14 protein-coding genes, 1 tRNA gene and 2 pseudogenes are annotated in these 19,151 nt (G+C 49.7%); 3 read left to right on the top strand and 14 right to left on the bottom strand.

The window, feature by feature from the left end; all coding sequences use genetic code 11:
* Positions 1-6 precede the first annotated feature (6 nt).
* From JFY74_05875 to JFY74_05845, 7 genes and pseudogenes are all read right to left on the bottom strand, one after another.
* Complete coding sequence (locus JFY74_05875) at positions 7-372, bottom strand: AAA family ATPase (GenBank protein ID QQG29570.1); 366 nt, start codon at positions 370-372, stop codon at positions 7-9.
* Entirely contained in the window at positions 365-1,462 is a 1,098-nt protein-coding gene (locus tag JFY74_05870; protein ID QQG29569.1) for an ISAs1 family transposase, read from the bottom strand. Before JFY74_05870 ends, JFY74_05875 begins: the two co-directional genes overlap by 8 nt.
* Before the next feature lie 38 nt (positions 1,463-1,500).
* A pseudogene (locus tag JFY74_05865) lies at positions 1,501-1,884 on the bottom strand (AAA family ATPase).
* Positions 1,885-1,919: 35 nt separating this feature from the next.
* Positions 1,920-3,128 (bottom strand): IS256 family transposase, encoded by a 1,209-nt coding sequence (locus JFY74_05860; GenBank protein ID QQG29568.1) that lies wholly within the window; start codon positions 3,126-3,128, stop codon positions 1,920-1,922.
* A gap of 125 nt (positions 3,129-3,253) precedes the next feature.
* Complete coding sequence (locus JFY74_05855) at positions 3,254-5,194, bottom strand: site-specific integrase (protein ID QQG29567.1); 1,941 nt, start codon at positions 5,192-5,194, stop codon at positions 3,254-3,256.
* An 87-nt stretch (positions 5,195-5,281) separates the two neighbouring features.
* A tRNA-Thr gene (locus JFY74_05850) sits at positions 5,282-5,357 on the bottom strand.
* 299 nt (positions 5,358-5,656) lie between these two features.
* Positions 5,657-6,397 carry an IS5 family transposase gene (locus JFY74_05845; GenBank protein ID QQG29566.1) on the bottom strand — a complete coding sequence of 247 codons (741 nt, stop codon included), beginning with the start codon at positions 6,395-6,397 and terminating at the stop codon, positions 5,657-5,659.
* Between the two features lie 685 nt (positions 6,398-7,082).
* Between JFY74_05845 and JFY74_05840 the strand changes: the two are divergent.
* Positions 7,083-9,130 (top strand): annotated as a pseudogene (locus JFY74_05840) (multicopper oxidase domain-containing protein).
* Between the two features lie 101 nt (positions 9,131-9,231).
* Here JFY74_05840 and proA read toward each other — a convergent pair.
* The 5 genes from proA to gpt form a co-directional block, all read right to left on the bottom strand.
* The gene (gene proA / locus JFY74_05835; protein QQG29565.1) at positions 9,232-10,485 is read right to left on the bottom strand and encodes a glutamate-5-semialdehyde dehydrogenase; all 1,254 of its coding nucleotides are present in this window, start codon (positions 10,483-10,485) and stop codon (positions 9,232-9,234) included.
* Positions 10,486-10,495: 10 nt separating this feature from the next.
* Complete coding sequence (gene proB, locus JFY74_05830) at positions 10,496-11,599, bottom strand: glutamate 5-kinase (protein ID QQG29564.1); 1,104 nt, start codon at positions 11,597-11,599, stop codon at positions 10,496-10,498.
* A gap of 123 nt (positions 11,600-11,722) precedes the next feature.
* Positions 11,723-12,097, bottom strand: a complete 375-nt coding sequence (gene crl, locus JFY74_05825) for a sigma factor-binding protein Crl (GenBank protein QQG29563.1) — start codon at positions 12,095-12,097, stop codon at positions 11,723-11,725.
* Between the two features lie 104 nt (positions 12,098-12,201).
* On the bottom strand, positions 12,202-13,452 hold the full coding sequence (gene frsA / locus JFY74_05820; protein ID QQG29562.1) for an esterase FrsA: 1,251 nt from the start codon (positions 13,450-13,452) through the stop codon (positions 12,202-12,204).
* Positions 13,453-13,696: 244 nt separating this feature from the next.
* Entirely contained in the window at positions 13,697-14,155 is a 459-nt protein-coding gene (gene gpt, locus JFY74_05815; protein ID QQG29561.1) for a xanthine phosphoribosyltransferase, read from the bottom strand.
* 331 nt (positions 14,156-14,486) lie between these two features.
* Between gpt and pepD the strand changes: the two genes are divergently transcribed.
* Positions 14,487-15,947 (top strand): beta-Ala-His dipeptidase, encoded by a 1,461-nt coding sequence (pepD, locus tag JFY74_05810; protein ID QQG29560.1) that lies wholly within the window; start codon positions 14,487-14,489, stop codon positions 15,945-15,947.
* Positions 15,948-16,013: 66 nt separating this feature from the next.
* On the opposite strand, the gene dinB is transcribed toward pepD, so the two are convergent.
* The gene (dinB, locus tag JFY74_05805; GenBank protein QQG29559.1) at positions 16,014-17,072 is read right to left on the bottom strand and encodes a DNA polymerase IV; all 1,059 of its coding nucleotides are present in this window, start codon (positions 17,070-17,072) and stop codon (positions 16,014-16,016) included.
* A gap of 75 nt (positions 17,073-17,147) precedes the next feature.
* Positions 17,148-17,948, bottom strand: coding sequence for a helix-turn-helix domain-containing protein (locus JFY74_05800; GenBank protein ID QQG29558.1), 801 nt, complete (start codon positions 17,946-17,948; stop codon positions 17,148-17,150).
* 229 nt (positions 17,949-18,177) lie between these two features.
* On the opposite strand from JFY74_05800, the gene JFY74_05795 reads away from it, so the two are divergent.
* On the top strand, positions 18,178-18,951 hold the full coding sequence (locus JFY74_05795; GenBank protein QQG29557.1) for a methyltransferase domain-containing protein: 774 nt from the start codon (positions 18,178-18,180) through the stop codon (positions 18,949-18,951).
* The last annotated feature ends 200 nt before the right edge of the window (positions 18,952-19,151 follow it).

Below are 19,151 nucleotides of genomic sequence, written 5' to 3'. Positions count from 1 at the left end.
CAACTATCAGTTTTTCTGGCAAACACTTACCATTTCATCATAATGAACCTTGTCAATTTCTTCTATCCATAAAAAGATATCTCCGATTACGTTTGTGCCTTCACCTATTAAATTTTCAGCAATATCTTCATTCATTTCGATAACAGCACTATGGGAATATTTGTTAATGAAGCGATAAACCTTTTCTTTTTTATTGCTATCAAAGACAACACAATTTTTTGCAGCAACATCCATTAGTTGTGATAAATCTGATCTATGTTTTGGGTATTTGAAGTTTAAAAATGATTCTAACAATTTACGAGATAGATTTGCTGTAAAGAATGCCTGCTCACGAGTCAGGGCGGGATTCCACTTTGTCGATGAATTAACCAAAGATAACCTCGCTACGAAAATCTCCTGACCATCCGGCACATTGTCGTTTGCCCGCTATGCTATCTTTTTTACCTTCATGCTGTTTCAGAACACTCAACGCGACTCGATTGAACAGCGCCATATGCGCCGCTCCTTCCGGGTCTTTCAGGTTCATCTCATCCTCTCTGAAAACCACATCCAATACCCAATGCAGTTGATTTTCTATACACCAATGCTCGCGTATCATTTGTGACGCTACCCGTGCGTCTACCGCCAACGAACTGACATACCAACGCGACTCTCTGTGTACCACCTTTCCCCGCTCACCACGTTCACTCACCACTTCTATTAACGTACGAATTGTCGGCCAGCGTTGTTTTAACTCCTCGGGAAGGTCCGCATCTATCTGCATCACCTGACGATATTCCGTCCGCCCATGCGCCTGATTATTTTCACTGTGCGTCGCCAGCCCTTCATCGTCATAACATGAAGAAAAACGCTGTTTAACAAATTCATACAGCTTTTTTTGGTTCCCTTTAATGCCGACGATAAACTCGCCTTTACGCTGACAGATAAGCTGCAATGTCTCCACCTGACAATGAAGAGCATCCAGCGTGACGGTGGCATTTTCCAGCGACAGACATTCAATAAGCTGGCGGGCCACTGGTCCTTCTTTACCTTTTCTTTCAGTAAGTTGTTGATACAACGCAATACCATTGCCAATGTCGTAAGCGCTGACGACATGCAGGGCTTGCGCTAAAAAGCCGTTGCCCGTTCCGCGAAGTGTTTTACCGTCAATTGCTATCTGTTTTCTGCCATTACCACTGCGACGTTCATTAATCCAGCTTAACAGTGCCGACATCAGGGACTGGCTATCTAATGCCTTGATAATATTGGCGATACAATGACGTTTTGGAATACCATTAGCAAAAGGAGAATGCTGTCTCAGCCACGGGAGTTGGCACTCACCGAATTGCTGTATGGCTTTCCAACCCGATGCGCCGCTGAGCACGGCAGCAAAGGTGAGGAAAATGACGTCCATCAATTCATGCTTTTTATTCGTCTCGCAGCGAGGGTCGGGTATTTCATTGATATAATTAAAGATGGTCATTGTCTTTCACTGAGTGTTGGGGGGAGATAAAACTCAGATCAATGAAATCGAAATAAGTTCTCTATTTCAATAAGTAAAGTGGGATCCCACCCTGGCTCACGAGTTAGTCGAGGATGTTCTTTATGCTTATACAAAGTATCAAAGATATAATGATATTCTGAGTTGTAATCAATTAAACTCGGGTCAGCATTACATATTGCTGATGAGCGAGGCGTAACAGCACTGGGTTCAATGGTATAGAAAAATGCGTTTTCAATTTTTTCTTTCCTTTTTCTGTTTTTATTGTTTGTATTGAACCAGTCGCGTGCCAATTTGAAAAACGTAAAGTTATGAGTTAGTAAAAAAAGTTGCTTTGCATCATTACAATACGTTTTTATAAATGAATATGAATGAAATAGATGGTTTGAATCAAAACTCGAAACGAGCCTGTCCATAATTCTGTGTAATTGCCACCGTATTAAAGGTGATCGCTCAGGCGGTCACCGAACTCGATAATAAAACGGCTCATTGCCAGCCGCCAGTTCTGGATCGGCATACTCCATTTTTTCGAGGCCGACTGTATCGCCAGATAAATCACTTTACGTACCGAATCATCTGTCGGGAACGCCTTACGTTTCTTTATCGCCTGCCTAATCACACTGTTCAGCGACTCGATGGCATTGGTGGTGTAGATAGCCTTGCGGATATCCGGCGGGTAGCCAAAGAACGTGTTGAGATTTTCCCAGTGCGCACGCCAGCTTTTGCTGATTTGGGGGTATTTCTCATCCCAGATGCCCGCGAATGTGTCCAGCGCCATCAACGCCGCTTCCTCGGTTGGGGCCTGATACACCGCTTTCAGCCCGCTGGTGATGCCCTTGTAATCCTTCCACGAGACGTATTTCAGGCTGTTTCGCACCATGTGGATGATGCACAGTTGGATATGTGTCTGCGGATAGACGCTGTTGATGGCCTCTGGGAAGCCTTTCAAGCCGTCCACGCAGGCAATCAGGATGTCCTGAAGTCCTCGGTTTTTAAGCTCCGTCAGCACTGTTAGCCAGAACTTCGCGCCTTCGTTTTCGGCCAGCCACATACCCAGCAGCTCTTTCTGGCCTTCGGTGTTAATACCCAGAGCGAGGAATACCGCTTTGTTAATGACACTGCCGCTATGACGGACTTTCACCACAATACAATCAAGGTAAACAATGGGATACAGTGAGTCTAACGGACGATTTTGCCATTCTGTCACCTGTTCTTTAACCGCATCGGTGACTTTGGATATCAGCGTGGGCGACACATCGGCATCGTACATCTCTTTGAATGTAGAAACGATTTCACGGGTCGTCATACCTTTGGCGTACAGGGATAAAATCTGGCTGTCCATCTGCGTGATGCGCGTCTGATTTTTCTTTATCAGTTGCGGATCGAAGGTGTTTTCACGGTCACGTGGCGTGCTTAGTTCAATCTCACCGTCGTCACATAACACGGTTTTAGACGAGTAACCATTTCGGGTATTGGAGCCTGATTTAGGGGCATTTTTTTCGTGCCCGAGATGCTCAGTCAGTTCTGCATTGAGCGCGGTTTCGACGGTTAACTTCGTCAGCATGCGGGAAAACGCATTGAGGTCGGCTTCGGTTTTAAGGCCTTTAGCCAATTCAGCAGCCAGTGCTTTAAGTTTCTTTTCGTCCATCGTTTGCCTGTCTCCGTTGTTGGAGTGAACATATCAAAAACAGGCAATTACACAATTTTAATTACAGTCTCTATTATAACAAACAAATTAAATCAGACAGCTAACAAAAACACTCAAACTTATGTTTATTGTTTAAGATTACGCTCTCTATTATTTCTTTTAATTTGTAGCGCATCAGCTACCGCATCTACACCATCTTCGCAAACAAATGGAGCAACTTCTGGTAGCCCTAACGTAACGCTCTCAAGCACAGCATAGAGGGCTGCTGGTGGATGATCTTTGCTATATCGGTTCTCCGTCTCTCCAGAACCGCGGATATGTCCAACAAACTGCGCACGCGTCTCGCTGTCGATTCCTGCTTGTTTGAGCCTGGTAGAAAACGTGTGACGGAATGAATGGAAAGATTTTTTGCTGTCTTTTTCAAAGCCTAACCGTTTTTTGAGCAACGAGCGATTAAACCAGTCCGAAGCTTTATCGCCATATCCTTTTACAGGGTGGTAAGGAAGCTCTGGAAATAAACGCGCATGACCTGCTTTCTTCAATGCTTCGCAATAGCGGATTAATCCAAGTTTTATCAATGTCGGATGCAACGGTATTTTTCTTCGTGAATTAATCGTTTTCAGTGACTGATCGGCCCGATCGTTGTTGATTTCAAAGAAATAAAACCCGGTCGCATCCTGCTTAATATCATCTAGATAAAGTTGGCATAACTCATTAATCCTTGCTCCGGTAAAGAATCCGATGAGTGGCAACCAGTAATGAAATGCACGGTAATGATGGAAGCGTCCCTCGCTATTTCTATCCACAGTTCCACGTTTAAACCAAGGGCAGTTAAAAATAGCGCGCAAATCCTCATCAGTGAAATCAGCTTTGAAGTCCTGATCCATCTTTTCATTTTCTACAGGTGCGAAGAATTGATTCGCTGGGGACTTAATAAAAATACCTTCTCCATCAGCCCACCTGAAAGCTTCGAAGATAACCCGCATATATTTACGAACGGTGTTATCGCTCATTAGAGAGTCGCCATTCTCTTTTGCTTTAACCACCAGCTTATGAATGTCATTGATTTTGTATCGGATTTTAGCCAAATCACGCCGTGCAGGTATCGACCTTAGTAAGCTCTCATACTCACGGAGATAGTCACGATCTACTTTTATAAGCTTTGGATCACCCATGACTTCAACCAGTAGGCTAAAACCTTCCCGAACTCGATTCTCTGCCTTTTCCGTGAATTTCCCCCCGCGCTTGTAGCGAATATATTTTTCACATAGCTCGCTCATTTTCACAGAGTAGTATTTACGATTTACATACTCATTCTCTGGCAATGATGGGGACAATATTGCAGTGGATATTGCTTTTGGCTTCTCAGGAGTTGCAGGAGAGAGCACGGGACTATATGACAGCCAAAATAATCGTAAGCGCTCAGCTTGCACACGATGAATCATTAATGAAGTAGGTGAGATTTCGACACCGGGAAAGTCAACGAACCATGCAGCTTTGGATGAAGCCTCTGAGGATTTAAACGCGGTTTCTGCTTCCAGCGTCTCGCCTGCTATCATCTGACGTAATATACGTGAGGCAACCAAGGGCTGAATATAACCGTTCAGAGAACCTCTGATCCCGATGTTAATGGCACTATCGATGATAAATCCAGAAGCCCCAGGATCATCCTTATCAACGAGTGAGAGGTCTTCTACATAGTAGGCAGGACGCCCATCAGCAAGCCAAAAAAGCGGGATATTCGTATCAAGTAGTCGCTGCGCCACTTGTTGCAGGGAAGCGCTCGTTAAACCGCAAAATTCAGCGAGGCTGATCATTCCTTCTCCAGCCAAAGCAGGCGCACTGCTTACCAACTTTTCTCTATCCAATTTTTGATACTCACCCAGACATCGCTGCCAGACAACCAATAAACCTGCGGCAATCGCTCTCGCTTTTCTGATGTCGTTTGTTTCTGTTGAAGCGTGAATCTCACGCTGTCCCGTGTAGAGACGGTATCGGGCGGGAACTGCAATACGGACAACATAAATACCGCTGCTACGGCGATACAGATTATCACGTTGAGCCATCGGCTGTATGACCTCTATGTAGTAGAGGCTACGCGATTTCACTTTGAATGAATTTAACGTTAATTAAATCAATAAGATATAAGTGAATGGTGCCGATAATAGGAGTCGAACCTACGACCTTCGCATTACGAATGCGCTGCTCTACCAACTGAGCTATATCGGCTTTGGGATCGTCGTGGCGAGAGCCAGACGTGAACTACGGGGTGACAAATTAGTGATAATGGTACGCCAAGTCAAGCGCTTGGCGGTCGTATGCTGGTTTTATCATCACCCTTATATTGATAAGGCAGTTCTGATAATTTTCCGTACTAATAACACCATATACTATAATTTTTCGGCTTAACGGACGCGCTGTACGCCACGTACCCTAAACCCACGGTCTTCTTCACATGAAGTATCAGAAAGAGGCTTTGTTGAATAAATCAGAGTCAGCCGACAGGATGGCTCCAACTGGAACCCTTGTTACGCGATCCGGACGCTGTGCGGCATACCCAATAACGTCATTCGGTTCAGCGCGTTAACCATCGCCATCGCTTCACCCACCTGCGCGTCATAGTCCCGCAGGCTCAGATGACCACCCAGCAGGGTTTTGATACGGAACATAGCCGTTTCTGCCACTGAGCGACGGTGATAACCCACTTTCTTTTTCCAGACGCCATTACTTCCGCTCAGGTGCTGATTCGCCACTGCATGGTTACGCTCAGGGTACTTGTCGGGCCAGTATTGCGCACCCTTTCGCGGCGAGATGAGTGGCCTGATTTTTTTCTTCATCAGGGCATCATACCAGTAGCAGACATCGTAAGCGCCATCTTCTGAGGCTTGTTTGATTTTGCGGTGAGTCTGGTTTATCAACACAGGAAGAGCCTGCGCATCAGTGGTTCCACTGAGAGATAAATCGGCACAGATAGTCTCATGTGTGACACTGTCTGCCGCCAGATGGCGTTTTCTCCATACTCTGTGCTTATCTGTCCCGTACTGCCTGACTTTCCATTCGCCTTCGCCGAAGACCTTCAGACCGGTACTGTCGATGACCAGATGCGAGATTTCACTGTAGTGAAGTGGTCGGCCACGACCTTCAGGTTGTGCGTTGTCGGTCCATGCGGCAATCGCTGATTCATCAAGCCAGACCGTCAGTGAACCACGTTGCCTGAGCGCGTTGTTGTAGGCAGACCAGTTGGTGATTTTAAACTTTTGCTTTGCCATGAGGATCTGTGTTGAAACGAACTGTCGTGATCAGATCCGCCAGTCACCTGAAAGTTCGATTTATTCAACAAAACTACGCAGTGGTTGAATCAATAAGCGCATTTTGCCGATATTGATGTGTCGAAGCTAAAGTATCACGGAAAAAAGTCTGGCATACTTTACGGACAGGTACAGGGATATCTCATTGAATTTTTTGGCGAAAATCAGTAGATCATAAAACTCGATGCCTGTCTCCTTTTCTGGGGATTCGTCAGCCCTTAAGGCCGAGGTTCAGAGATGAGCCGAGTATTGCCAACGCATAAGCAGCTTGAAGTATGACGGGTATATCTGTATGGCGTCAGGATTGTTAACAAGCCATCCTTCATTGTCGTCAGAGCTTTCCTTCGTCCACATGACACGCGCTTACTACCATTTACTCAAAAAATAAATTTTCGTAAAAATCATTATCCCTCCTATAAAATAATTAGGCTAAATATAAATTTAAAAAATACTCCTCCATAAAAAAATAGAAAATATTCATTGAAAATCATAAACATTCAATATGATGTTTATCAATTTTGAAATTTTATAAATTTATACTTTAATTTAACCATTAAATTAATTGCAAAAAAAAATAGCGAGGTAAAAAAACTCATTTATAAAAATAAATTCGTATAAACTTAAAAAATTAAGGCATAGGGAAGATATGGCATATAGAAAATTATTTCTCAGCGCGACTGTTTTTCTATTCAATTTTTATCTACCTAATGTAGATGCTCAAGAAGCAAAAAATGAGTCGCAAGTAAATACATTCATGAACCCTCCCATACTGACCGAATCGTCAATGATGCCGTCTGGAACACTTTATCTAATGAAAACTGATAATCCAGCTCAGCCTCATGCAGGTCGAGAGCAAACTTTAGATCTTAAAGTGAAATATATAGAGGGATTAATTCACAATCCAGCACAAGGACACCCCGATAAAGTACGCTTACGTAGCTATAGCGGCACAGGTGTCGATCCCTACCACCCTTTTATAGCCCCAACGATTGAAGCCATGCCGGGAGATACTGTCAGAATAAGACTCGATAACCAGTTACCTCCCGAACCTGATTGCAGCAAAAAAATGATAACATTAACGTCCCACATTGTTACAACTACACCAATCTACATAGCCACGGGCTTTGGGTTAGCCCAACCGGGAATAGCGATAATGTCCTGTTGTCAATTAACCCAGGTGTGAAGTTTGAATATGAATATAACATTCCCTCCGATCATCCTTCTGGAACATTTTGGTATCACCCGCATAAGCATGGTTCAACCGCAGTTCAGGTTGGCAGTGGTATGGCTGGTGCGCTTGTTATTCGTGGGAATCGTATGCCAACCGAAACGTCAAACGGCGATATCGATACACTGCTGAAGACCACGGATGGTAAACCATTCCCTGAACATCCGCTGGTTTTTGAGCAAATTCCCTATGCCTGCCTCAAGGATGGCGAGCTGAAGGAAAAACCAGATGGATCTATTGACTGGTCATGTAACCCTGGCGAAGTAGCCTCTTATAAGCAATTCGAGCCAGGATCATGGGATGATTCGGGTCGTTTTACTACAGTCAACGGCCGAGTAAGGCCTGTTTTTGCCAATACCAAAGCTGGTCAGGTTGAACGCTGGCGTCTGGTTCATGCTGGGGTGCGTGAGACTATTAAAGTAGAGTTTCGTAAACTCAATACCAATGATTTTCTCTCACGAGAAAAGGACCTTAGCGCAGCAGATGAGGATCGTTTTGTACGCGATCTCTGCACTGGCTCACCGAGCCCTTATGCTGTCGTCGCAGCTGACGGACTGACTATGCCCCAGGGACTGGTACAAACTAATACTACCCTGCAACCCGGCTATCGCAATGATCTACTTGTCAATTTCCCTGAAGATGGCCTCTATTGTATTGTCAATCCACCGGTAAAAGCAGCGGATAACGCCTCGCGTGAAGACAAAGCACGCTCGGTGCTGGGTTTCGTCAGAGTCAAAGGCGGGAACCCTACAAGCGACCCCATAGCGTCAACAACTCAGCAACTGATCGAGCGTGCGCAGAAGGCTTATCAACCCGAGCTGGCCAAAGAAATTGTCAGTAGTTTGAAAGAGGGCCTTAAGCTGACCAAATTTGTTCCCCATCCGCCTATTACTGACGAAGAGGTGAGCCATGTCCCAGCGCAGGAACTGGTGTTTTACATTGATACAACCAAGACGCCCCCGACGTTTGAAGTGGGTAATTCATTTTCTGTAGTAAAAAATAGCGATGGAACCTATAGCCCTGCTGGCTCTCATTCCTATTCCCCTACCCAGATCGAGCGCCCATTGGTACTTGGAACCGCGCAGGAATGGCAATTACAATCCTATTTCGCTAGTCATCCTTTCCATATTCATGTAAATCCTTTCGAAATTATTCAGATTCTCGATCCAAATGGCAATGACGTGAGTATGCAGGGCGCGAAGGAAGCGGATGGTAGTATCTCACAGTACGCTGGTCTGAAAGGCGTCTGGAAGGATACATTATGGATAAAAAGTAACATAACCATTAAGCTCCATTAACGCTCCAACGGGTCATACAAAATTTCTATTCGTACACGTTATGAACGCTATATCGGTGAGTTTGTATTGCATTGCCATATTCTGGATCATGAGGATCAGGGAATGATGCAAAATGTAGTGATTGGGCTTCCTGACGGGGCGGGAGGGCTTGCGCAAGGTCATCATTGATATTTTTTTTAGAATTTCAAATACGGTGTAAAAGTAAAGGGTTCTCTGTCATCTTCTCTACTCATAACAGAGAACCCTGCTGCCTTCAGGCAGCAAAAAAATTACACACGAATCAGATCGTCGCCATAACCAATCCACTTATAGGTGGTCAGCGCTTCCAACCCCATTGGACCGCGCGCATGCAGTTTCTGGGTACTGACTGCCACTTCCGCGCCGAGGCCAAACTGGCCGCCGTCGGTGAAACGCGTACTGGCGTTGACATACACCGCAGAGGAGTCCACTTCACGCACGAAGCGTTCTGCATTGCCCAAGGAGCGCGTCAGAATCGCATCAGAGTGCTGTGTACCATGTTCGCGGATATGGGCCACCGCCGCATCCAGATCGTCCACCAGCGTGACGTTCAGGTCGTTAGAGAGCCATTCATCATTGTAGTTGGCATCTTCCACGGCAACGACGCTTGCCGGGCCATCGGTCAGGTAAGGCATTGCTGACGGGCTGGCATGTAACGTAACACCAGACGCCGCCATTTTTTTGCTCAGTTCCGGCAGGAAACGGTCAGCGATACGTTGATTGACCAACAGCGTTTCCAGGCTGTTGCAGGCGCTAGGGCGCTGTACCTTAGCACTTTCAATGACGGTCAGCGCTTTGTCGAAATCGATGCTGTCGTCAGCATAAATGTGGCAAACGCCGATACCACCAGTGATGACCGGAATTGTCGATTGTTCGCGACACAGCTTATGCAGACCTGCACCACCGCGCGGAATCAGCATATCCACGTAGCGATCGAGCTTCAGCAGTTGATTGACCAGCTCACGCTCCGGGCTTTCAATTGCCTGCACCGCAGCGGCAGGCAGGCCGCACTGTGACAGTGCCTGCTGAATCACTTTTACCGTTGCTGCATTAGTGCGATACGTCTCTTTGCCACCGCGCAGAATCACCGCGTTACCGGTTTTCAGGCACAGGGACGCCACATCAATGGTGACGTTCGGACGCGCTTCATAAATCACGCCAACTACGCCCAGCGGCACACGACGACGCTCCAGCTTAAGCCCGTTATCCAGCATGCTGCCATCAATCACCTGCCCTACCGGATCGGTCAGACGGCATACTTGACGCACATCGCTGGCAATCGCGCTCAGTCTTTCCTGCGTTAAGAGCAGACGATCCTGTAACGCCGCACTCATGCCATTTTGGCGTGCATCGGCTAAATCCAGCGCGTTAGCTGCCAGAATCGTCTCGCTCTCGGCTTCCAGCAAATCCGCTATCGTCAGCAACGCACGATCTTTCTGAGCCGTGCTCAAGACCGCTAGCTGATAAGAGGCCGCTTTTGCCGCTTTACCCATTTGTTCAAGCATCGCGAACTCCTTAATTGATAATCATATCGTCGCGGTGGATAGCCACCGGACCATATTCGTAGCCAAGAATATCGGCAATCTGTTGAGAGTGGTGTCCGGCAATCATACGCAGCGCATCGCTGTTATAACGCGTCACAGCATGCGCCACATCGCGCCCCGCCAGACTACGCACGCGGATCACTTCACCACGGGAGAAATTCCCTTCTACGGTGCGAATACCTTTAGGCAGCAGCGAACTGCCGCGCTCGAGGATCGCCGAGAGCGCGCCGTCATCAACGGTGATTTCCCCTGCCGGCGGTGCGCCAAAAATCCAGTGTTTACGGCTTTCCAGCGGCGCATCCAGTGCATGAAAACGCGTTCCGACAGAAATATCGGCAATCACATCACCAATCACACCCGGTTTGTTGCCTGCGGCAATCACCACGTCGATACCGGCGCGGCAGGCCACATCAGCAGCCTGCAATTTGGTCGACATGCCACCCGTTCCGAGACCAGACACGCTGTCGCCCGCAATGCTGCGCAGCGCATCGTTGATACCGGTGACTTCACGGATCAGTTCAGCATCAGGATTATTGCGCGGATCGGCGGTAAACAGCCCAGCCTGATCGGTCAGCAGCAGCAGCTTATCCGCATCGGCCAGAATCGCCACTAGCGCAGACAGGTTGTCGTTGTCACCGACCTTGATTTCGGCGGTCGCAACGGCGTCGTTTTCATTAATGACCGGGACGATATTGCTATCCAGTAGCGCTCGCATGGTGTCGCGCGCGTTGAGGAAACGCTCACGATCTTCCATATCCGCACGCGTCAGCAGCATTTGTCCGACGTGGATACCGTAGATGGAAAACAGCTGTTCCCACAGTTGAATCAGGCGACTTTGACCCACGGCGGCCAGCAGTTGTTTGGTCGCAATCGTGGCCGGGAGTTCGGGGTAACCCAAATGTTCACGTCCGGCGGCAATCGCCCCTGAGGTGACAATAACAATCCGATGCCCTGCCGCATGTTGCTGCGCGCACTGGCGCACCAGTTCAACAATGTGGGCGCGGTTAAGACGGCGCGAACCGCCGGTTAGCACGCTGGTGCCCAGTTTCACAACCAAAGTCTGGCTGCCGCTCATAATTTTTCTGCCGTTGAATGTCAAAAAATAAGAATAAGGAAAACGTTGTAGCAGGACAGACGCGTTATGCCAACAGGCACAACGCGAAAACCTGCGAATAAATCGGGGATCGTCGGGGAAGTATCACGGTCGAACGACAAGGGTACAGGCGGGTTCCAGCGAGTGCAGCATTTTCTCCAGCCGAACATGGAAAGCTTGTTTGGCATTTTCTACCTGCTCCATCACGGCTTTATCCTTGATCTTTTCCTCGCGCCAATTGCCCTGCTTATCAAATAAGCCGTAGTAATACTCATAGGCAAAGACTTCACCGGTATCTTCCAAATTCAGCCACCAGCCCCAGAACTCCCGCTGTTCTGGCGCTGGTTTGATGTTGACGCAGACCGCCAGACAATCAAAGAAGAATGCGGAACCTTCACACTGTGCTTCACGGATATAAGGCCCCAGTGCCATAAAGTTTTTCATGAGCCGGCTTTTGAGGTGTCCACTCGGTAACATCATCTACGATCTCCTTTGGTTGAACTTTCTTTTTAGCAGAGAATGGCAATTTATCAACCACCTGGGATCAGGTTACTGTTCGACGTCAGGATTTTTATGCATCATGTTCAACACACTTTATCCTGCAACCAACCGCTGATTTGCTGTAGTGCGCGGTGGAAATTCTGGTACACCGGCGAGAAATTAACCGCCAGCAGTTTCCCTTGTGCGGATGAATTCACAATCAGGCTGGCCTCTTCTTTCGGGCAGAGTGGATCGTTATCCCAGTAGCCTGCCAGCATCGGCGTCGGGCAGCGGCGTCCTAGCAGCCCCTGCGTTTTCAGCGAATAGCGCCCCAGCTCGGTTTTCAGCGAGGCATCCGTCGAGAACGGCATACCCAGCCGGCTCGCCAGCACATCCATAAACATATCCGGCACCTGCTGCTGACGATTCGGATCGCTTAACAGATGGTGAACTACCGGGCCAAGGCAGGCCACACCGCGCAAGCGCTGCGATTCCAGATACGCCAGCCGAACGGCAATGTTGGCCCCAAAACGGAAGCCAAACGCGACAACGCGGGTGTGATCGACCCACGGGACATCCGGCAGCGCGCGCAAGACCTGCTGATGCAGGAAGCTGGAATCCTGAGTCAGCTTCCAACGGGAAGAAAATCCAACTGAGGGGACATCAATCGTCAGCATTGCCATGCCCGCTGGCGCAAAATAGTCCTGAAACAGGCGATGATAATCGCTCTGCAACATTTCCAGACTGCCGCACATAAGCACCGTTGGGAAAGGCGCTTTCGCCTGCGCAGGCATATGCAGAAAACCGGTCAGCGTACCGCCGCCAGCAATCGGGAAGGTCAGTTCTTTGAGTTCGTAAGACAGGTACTTGGCGGCCTCTTCATAGGCGCGGTTTGCAAGCGTTTGCGCCTGCTCCGCCAGCTCATCACCTTTAATATGCGGATAGGCAGCAATGCTGTAGAGGTTGGCAGCATTCAACCAGAGTTGCCCGGTTTGCGCGTCATCTTCATTTTCCGTGGCCCGCTGCTGCCAGTCTGCGCCCTGCTTCGCCCATTCATAAATCCAGTTACCGCCGCGGTAGCCGATCACCGTATCGAGCAGTTGTTCATTACTTCTGTCGGCCTTACTAGCAGCGATGCGCGACAGTACGTCTTCGATTTCCCACGGGTCAACACCACGCCAAATCCACATCAGCCGGTTAATCATCCGATACCAACTATGGGTCTTCTCCCCTTCCAGCGTAGAATGCAGCCCCTGCACGTCCTGACTATTCCGCGCACGTCTGACCAACGTCGAGGTTTCTGGATGTTTAAAGGATGGTTTGAATAGCGTTTCAGACAGGTTAGCTTGCGCCACAGCAGCCTCCGTTAATGTAAACCGCTGTTAGCGGACATCAGACGACGTTTTCGTCACCCACTAAAGTGTAACGAATTCAGGCCAGAGAAGACAAATATCAACGGCAGAAACACACGATCGGATCAAATCCTGTGGCAGAAATGATGACAGTTCAGAAACAACCGTCGCCATAAACAACAATCGTCAAAAACAACAATGCCCGGCTAAACCGAGCATTGGGGGAAATCGATATTCGCTCTGGCGATTAACGGCCAGACAAAGGCGGAACAAACACCACGCCCATATCCCACGGCTGTTCAATCCAAGTATCCTGTGGAATATCAATCACGTAGTCATCGACCAGCGGTTGACCAGCAGGTTTGGCGAAAATGGTCACAAAGTGCGCTTTCGGGTACATATCACGAATCGCCTTCGCCGTACCGCCAGTATCAACCAGATCGTCAACTACGATGAACCCTTCGCCATCTCCCTCGGCACGCTTGATTACTTTCATTTCGCGTTGGTTGTCATGGTCATAGCTGGAGATGCAAACGGTATCAACGTGACGAATGCCCAGCTCACGCGCCAGCAGCGCGCCAGGAACCAGACCACCGCGACTGACGGCAATGATGCCTTTCCATTGATCGGCAGGCAGTAAACGCTGTGCCAGTTTGCGGGCATGAATTTGCAACATATCCCAAGTTACGACGTACTTTTCGCTCATAAAATATATCCCAGCCGAATAAAAAACGGCTTAAGTTGAGTCTGAGGGGGGAAAAAGGTTGCGCGAGATTATAGATAGCCAACAACATAAAAACCAGTTTTTCTCAACGTGAGAATCGAGTTTTTCCTGACAACCTGCGCCCTGCCGAACCCGTTGGTTCATATTGCAGCAGGAAAAATAAGACGGGGCCGACGGCAATTCCCCTGCTTTGATGGAAAATGATATTCTGTGTTGACGCGCCATGTTCCGTGGCTAACTGCGATTAATTTTTAACCTGTAGCGCCTGCACGCCAGAGTGCGAAGATAGGTGGCTAAAAAGGAGACTCAAATAGTGTCTGAATTATCTCAACTTTCCCCCCAGCCTCTGTGGAATATTTTCGCCAAGATCTGTTCTATCCCACACCCTTCTTATCATGAAGAAGCGCTGGCTGCGCACATTCTGGAATGGGCTAAAGAGAAAGGCATCTATACCGAGCGCGATCAGGTCGGCAATATTCTGCTGCGCAAAGCGGCAACCGCAGGCATGGAAAATCGCAAACCTGTCGTGTTGCAGGCGCATCTGGACATGGTGCCACAGAAAAACAACGACACCGTACACGATTTCACCACCGATCCGATCCAACCTTACGTTGACGGTGAGTGGCTGAAAGCACGCGGCACCACGCTAGGCGCGGATAACGGTATCGGTATGGCTTCTGCTCTGGCAGTGTTGGCCGATCCAAGCGTTGAGCACGGCCCGCTGGAAGTGCTGCTGACGATGACGGAAGAAGCCGGTATGGATGGCGCGTTTGGCCTGCAACCTAACTGGCTTCAGGGCGAAATCCTGATCAATACCGATTCGGAAGAAGAAGGCGAGATCTACATGGGTTGCGCCGGCGGTATTGACTTCATCACCCGCCTGCCGCTGGTGCGCGAACTGCCACCTGCCGGTTATCACACGCTGAAGCTGACGATTAAAGGGCTGAAAGGCGGCCACTCCGGCTGTGACATCCATTTGGGGCTGGGCAACGCCAACAAACTGCTGGCTCGTTTCCTGTTCGAACAGGCGCAAGCGCTGGATATCCGCATTCTCGATCTGAACGGTGGGACGCTGCGTAACGCGATTCCGCGTGAAGCCTTCGCCACGCTGTCACTGCCTGCCGCTAACGTCGAGCAGTTGAAAGCGCTGAGCCAAGAGTATCTGGCCGTGCTGAAAAATGAACTGTCCGCCGTTGAGAAAAACGTGACCGTACTGGTGGAAGCCAGCGACAGCAATGAGCACCCGCTGACGCAGGACAGCCGCGATCGCCTGCTGGCACTGCTCAACGCCACGCCGAACGGCGTGATCCGCATGAGCGACGAAGTCAAAGGCGTGGTAGAAACGTCACTGAACCTCGGCGTTGTCACGATGGAAGACGACCACGCAGAAATCATCTGCCTGATTCGTTCCCTGATCGACAGCGGTAAAGACGCCGTCGTCGGTACGCTGACGGCGCTGGGCCAGTTGGCTGGCGCGAAAACATCACCGAAAGGTGGCTACCCTGGCTGGCAGCCGGATGCCCATTCGCCGGTCATGGCGCTGGTGCGTGAAACGTATCAGAAGCTGTTCAACAAGACGCCGAACATCATGGTGATTCACGCCGGTCTGGAATGTGGTCTGTTCAAAAAACCGTACCCAGACATGGATATGGTCTCCATCGGGCCGACCATCACCGGGCCGCACTCCCCGGATGAGCAAGTGCATATCGGCAGCGTCGATTTGTACTGGAAATTGCTGACAGCGCTGCTGAAAGCGATTCCGTCACGTGCTTAATCGCGTAGTCGTAAAAATCAGGGCGGCGCATAGACGTCGCCCTTTTTTATCCTCAACTGAACAGCTTTATCCCCAATCAAACACCAGCTGTCGCTCAATTTGCGGGTCGAGCAGCGTCACATGTAGCCCAACCAGCCGGACGCCTCTGGATTTACGCCGCTCCTGCCAGGTTTGCTGCGCAATCTTCAACAGATCCTGTTTATTCAATACTGGCCACACATGTTCCTGCGTGGTTTGCTGGAAATCATCAAACTTGAGTTTGACGCCCTGACGCGCAATATGCAGATCGGGCTTCACCCGTTTCAGGCGGACTTCCAGCTCCTCATAGAGCTGTTCGATCAGGTTTTCACACTGTTCCCAGTCGTGAATATCCTGCGCCAGCGTCTTCTCCACGCCGACCGACTTCCTAAGCCGATCGGGTGAAATCCGTCGCTCATCGATCCCCTGACATCGCTCCCACAGCACACGGCCAAACTTACCAAATTCTTTAAGCAGATCTGCCAGCGCATACACCCGAACATCGGCACAGGTATGCAGGCCACGTTCTTCCAGCCGCTTCGCCGTCACCTTCCCGACGCCGGGTATCTTCTCCAGCGGTAGCGTCAGCAGGAAATCATCCACCTGCTCCGGTGTAATCACATATTGTCCATTCGGCTTATTTAATTCAGACGCGATCTTCGCCAGAAACTTGATGGGTGCAATCCCCGCCGAGGCGGTCAGATTCAGTTCATCGGCGATGGTTCGACGGATTTCTTCGGCGATACGCGTCGCCGAACCGTTACAGTGTGGGCTATCAGTGACATCCAGATAGGCTTCATCCAGAGAAAGGGGTTCGATCAGCGACGTGTAGCGGGAGAAGATCTCACGGATTTGGCGCGAGGTGGACTTATACACCTCCATGCGACCCGGCAACAACGTGAGGTGTGGACACAGGCGCAAGGCGGTTGCCGTTGCCATCGCGCTACGGACACCGTAGCGTCGGGCAGGATAGTTCGCGGTGCTAATGACGCCACGGCGATCGGCGCTTCCACCAATCGCCAAAGGAATATCGCGCAGGCGCGGGTTATCACGCATCTCAATTGCTGCGTAGAAGCAGTCCATATCAACATGAATGATTTTGCGCATACTGGCCCTCCGATGATACTGTATAAATATACAGATCAAAGTCAGTATAGACAAGCTGCGCGATGCCTGCGGCGTTTACTGCGCGATCAGCATAACCAGCTTAAATTCGCCCTGCATGGCAGGATGGAAAGTCTGTTGATGATAGGCGATATCGCCAAGCAAAGGATGGTGGAAACGTCGCTCGCCGCCTTCACGCGCGGTTACTGCCTGCTGCGACCACCAGAGAGCAAACTCGCGGCTTTCTTCACACAGCGACATCACGATGTGCCGAACAGCGTCAGTAGGCGCGTAATGGCTTGATTCTGCGCGGAACTCCGCCACTACCCGCTTCGCTCGTTCCGGCCAATTGACCACCAGCAATTGAGCTAGCGGATTCAGAAACATGAAACGCAGCAGGTTTGGCTCGGGATCGTGTCCCAGCCATCCGGCAAACAACTGTTCCGACGGTGCATTCCACGCCAGCATATTCCAGCTACCATCCAGAAGATACGCAGGACAAGTGATGTGATGCAGGCTGGCGGCAATCTGCGCATCCGGCGACATTGCCCTATTCTGCTTCTGGGGATCCTTCACGCCAGCAAGGCTAAAAAGATAATCGTGCTCTGCGGGTTCCAGTTTTAACGCCTGCGACACGCGGAGCAAAGCCGATGCCGAAGCGGACACATCACGCCCCTGCTCAAGCCAGGTATACCAGGTGGTGCTGATTCGGGCGATTTGCGCCAGCTCTTCGCGGCGTAACCCACTGGTGCGCCGCCGCCCGGACGCTGGCAACCCCACCATTTCCGGCGTAGTCCGCTCACGCAGCGCCCGTAAGAAAGCCCCCAGCGCTTTTGGGCCGCTCAGAGAATTGGCAGACATAAACGAATGTGCAGACATAGTCAGGTGTCCTTTTCATCCCGCTCGTCAAGGCGAGTTCGTGATGACAACAGCATGAGTGAAAGAGGTGTTAATCAAACAGGGAGTATTTTATACCCGTATAAATGCTCATATTGTACCCGTATTTTTCCCTCATTATAGTGTGTTCAGACCGACGTCTTCTTTAGTGGCTGGCGCGCCGCCGTTTACCCCATGATGAAACGAAAGCAATTCGGATAAAGCGAGAGCAATGATGGAAGAAAAACAGAACCATAGTCATCGCGTCGAACATCAGTTCGGCTCACAGGCGCAGAACTACCTGACCAGTGCGGTGCATGCACAGGGCAAAGATTTAACCCGGCTGGCGGCTTTATTAGCGCCCTTCCCGCAGGCGCGCGTGATCGACGTCGGCTGCGGTGCTGGCCATGCCAGCTTCGTCGCCGCACAGGCCGTCGCAGAGGTTGTCGCCTACGACCTGTCTTCCCAAATGCTGGACGTGGTGAGTCAGGCTGCCGCAGAAAAAGGACTGAATAACATCCGCGTACAGCAAGGCGTAGCCGAAACCTTACCGTTCGATAACGGCAGTGCGGATATCATTATCAGCCGTTATTCCGCCCATCACTGGCATGATGTCGGTCAGGCGTTACGGGAAATGCGGCGCGTTCTGAGACCGGGTGGACGCGTTATCATGATGGATGTCGTTTCGCCCGGTCATCCGCTGCTGGACAGCTATTTGCAGACGGTAGAGAAGCTGCGCGATACTTCGCACGTACGTAATTATGCGCCCGGTGAATGGTTAAGTCTGTTTGTGGAAGCAGGGTTCATCGTGCGTAACGTCACCAGCGACAGGTTGACGCTGGAGTTCAGCAGTTGGATCGCACGTATGCGCACGCCAGAACATTTCGCTGTTGCGATTCGTGAACTGCAAAAAACGCTGCCGGATGAGGTGGTACAGCATTTTGAGGTACAGGTTGATGGTTCCTTTGTCACCGACATTATGATGATAGAAGCCACCCGCGCCTGATGCGCTTTCCCACAATTAACGACCTCAAATTTGAACGGCCCGCATCCTTTCGGGCCGTTTTTTGTAAATGTTATTTTTTAGCGCTTTTCAACGCTTGATTAATATGAAACCAATGATAATGTGATTTCGTTTTCGTCGTTGCCTATTCGCCGACGAAATAGATACCGATAACGGCAGCCCCAACGCTTTCGCTAAAACAC

It is taken from the genome of Pectobacterium carotovorum, from assembly GCA_016415585.1.
GTDB classification, from domain to species: domain Bacteria; phylum Pseudomonadota; class Gammaproteobacteria; order Enterobacterales; family Enterobacteriaceae; genus Pectobacterium; species Pectobacterium carotovorum_K.
The sequence above is the reverse complement of the archived record's forward strand: the minus strand, read 5'-3'. Positions and strand labels throughout refer to the sequence as shown.

Coding starts and splice junctions, on each gene's coding strand:
- dinB (QQG29559.1), bottom strand. CDS start 17,072: ATGCGCAAAATCATTCATGTTGATATGGACTGCTTCTACGCAGCAATT.
- JFY74_05845 (QQG29566.1), bottom strand. CDS start 6,397: ATGGCAAAGCAAAAGTTTAAAATCACCAACTGGTCTGCCTACAACAAC.
- proB (QQG29564.1), bottom strand. CDS start 11,599: ATGAGCGGCAGCCAGACTTTGGTTGTGAAACTGGGCACCAGCGTGCTA.
- proA (QQG29565.1), bottom strand. CDS start 10,485: ATGCTTGAACAAATGGGTAAAGCGGCAAAAGCGGCCTCTTATCAGCTA.
- gpt (QQG29561.1), bottom strand. CDS start 14,155: ATGAGCGAAAAGTACGTCGTAACTTGGGATATGTTGCAAATTCATGCC.
- JFY74_05860 (QQG29568.1), bottom strand. CDS start 3,128: ATGGACGAAAAGAAACTTAAAGCACTGGCTGCTGAATTGGCTAAAGGC.
- JFY74_05795 (QQG29557.1), top strand. CDS start 18,178: ATGATGGAAGAAAAACAGAACCATAGTCATCGCGTCGAACATCAGTTC.
- JFY74_05800 (QQG29558.1), bottom strand. CDS start 17,948: ATGTCTGCACATTCGTTTATGTCTGCCAATTCTCTGAGCGGCCCAAAA.
- JFY74_05870 (QQG29569.1), bottom strand. CDS start 1,462: ATGACCATCTTTAATTATATCAATGAAATACCCGACCCTCGCTGCGAG.
- JFY74_05855 (QQG29567.1), bottom strand. CDS start 5,194: ATGGCTCAACGTGATAATCTGTATCGCCGTAGCAGCGGTATTTATGTT.
- crl (QQG29563.1), bottom strand. CDS start 12,097: ATGATGTTACCGAGTGGACACCTCAAAAGCCGGCTCATGAAAAACTTT.